The sequence below is a fragment of the Undibacterium sp. SXout20W genome, assembly GCF_049340285.1.
Taxonomy (GTDB): domain Bacteria; phylum Pseudomonadota; class Gammaproteobacteria; order Burkholderiales; family Burkholderiaceae_D; genus Undibacterium.
In genome coordinates, this window is record NZ_JBMPPH010000099.1 from 1 (window position 1) to 1,777 (window position 1,777).

Consider the following 1,777-nt stretch of genomic DNA (forward strand, 5'->3'; position numbering starts at 1 on the left):
CTGGTCTGGTGCGACGCGGGATTGGAAATTGAAGGACGAGGTCTGGCTGAATCCGAAACGAAATCAGGCAGAGGAACTAATGCTAGCAGCATGACTTGACGCGACATCTTTGTTGACAACTACCGAATGCAGGTGACCGAGATGTAGCGTTTAGCGCCCGAGTTTGCGCAAATAATGGAATGATCATCGCAAGAGATTTGCCAATTATCACGCCCAAAGCAACGGTTGCCATCAATTACAACTCGTCAAATAGGCATAATGGGTTTGCCTTATCCGCAAATGTTGGCGTTTTTAAGAAAAAGACTTTTTGTAGTCTAATGATTCGCTCAAGCTACAAAGTTAATAAAAATTTCTTAAACGAACAAAATCCTGTCTTAGAAAATACCCCGTTTGTATCGTTTGAAAATACGGAAGGTAACGTTTTCAAATACGGCGTGTATACATACAACATTTTGCCAGCAATCAAAACCTTTGGCATAGCCAATATCATTCAATTAATTAAGCCGGACTTATTCAAAGCTGGAATTAAGCCGGGACTTGAAAAGTTACGAAAATCAATTGATTCAACAGTAAAGTATGAGTTTGGTAAAAGGAAAGAAATTATTAAGTATCAACTTAATCGCAGCGGATTTGCCGCTTCATTGCTGGTTGCATTTGTATTGATCTTCAAATTTGACACACTTCAGAATTTCGCATGGTCTATTAGATCTTATCTTTGGAATAACGGACTATTGTGTTGGCTGGCAACCATGCTGATGGTTTCCGCTGCGATTAGTTTGGTTAGCTACAAAATACCTGTATTGAAGCGGATGCTGTCTTGGCTTGAACCAAAAGTGCAAAATCAAAAATCCATCAATGCCGAAGTCGATGAACGATTTACAGTCGAATGTAATAACCTTCAATCGTATTTTTTATCAGAGGCTTACGGTGATGGAATTTTTTTGTATGATTTGGAAAAGCTGACTGGTGAAAAGAATTTACTTAGCAGATCGTTTAATACAACTGCAGAAATCAAGCAATTTCTCATCGAGAAAACCGTCTTAACAGATGACCAGGCAACGATTGTGGCCAATATGTTTTTACATATTTATACGAACGAATTCTTAACTCAAGCCAAAGTTGAATCTTAATTGGGTTTGAATATAGTTTGGCTACCAGTCAAACGATTTAATTTCTAATATTTGAAAATCTGAGGTATCTGGATTTTCTATAGGTTAATATATATGCATTGGATCTGACCGCCGTTGTTTACGGCGTTATTCCCGAGAGTCCTCGCTGGGAACCTGTGATCATCGATTGAGCACTAAACAAGTGTGTCTCGATAGTACCGTGGTGCGCGCGCACCATCTTGCCCCACTGCTGAAAAATATGGGAAGCAAGCTTTCGGGTGTTCTCGTGGTGGATTAACAACCAAAATCGATGCCTGCATGGAAAGACTCGGCAAATGGGCACGATTCGGATCGTTTGTCGAACTTAATGCGTTCGTGCGTTGCTTAAATTGAACGGCAACCCGACCTAATCGGCGTACATTAATTTCCCCGCTGCGACACCGAATACCAGCGCTAGTAGAAAATTCAGTGCTCGCTGCCAGCGGCAATACCAGCGTCGTATCACGGCGCTTGAAAATATGATGGCATAGGAGATGAATACCGGTAGTTGTCAACAAAGATGTCGCGTCAAGTCATGCTGCTAGCATTAGTTCCTCTGCCTGATTTCGTTTCGGATTCAGCCAGACCTCGTCCTTCAATTTCCAATCCCGCGTCGTACCAGACCAGCG

2 protein-coding genes are annotated in these 1,777 nt (G+C 41.8%); one reads left to right on the top strand and one right to left on the bottom strand.

Annotation, left to right across the window (positions count from 1 at the left end; all coding sequences use genetic code 11):
- Positions 1 to 179: 179 nt before the first annotated feature.
- Complete coding sequence (locus ACO0K1_RS20120) at positions 180 to 1,130, top strand: hypothetical protein (RefSeq protein ID WP_423028974.1); 951 nt, start codon at positions 180 to 182, stop codon at positions 1,128 to 1,130.
- A 173-nt stretch (positions 1,131 to 1,303) separates the two neighbouring features.
- On the opposite strand, the gene ACO0K1_RS20125 is transcribed toward ACO0K1_RS20120, so the two are convergent.
- Positions 1,304 to 1,666, bottom strand: a complete 363-nt coding sequence (locus tag ACO0K1_RS20125; RefSeq protein ID WP_423028976.1) for a hypothetical protein — start codon at positions 1,664 to 1,666, stop codon at positions 1,304 to 1,306.
- Positions 1,667 to 1,777 lie beyond the last annotated feature (111 nt).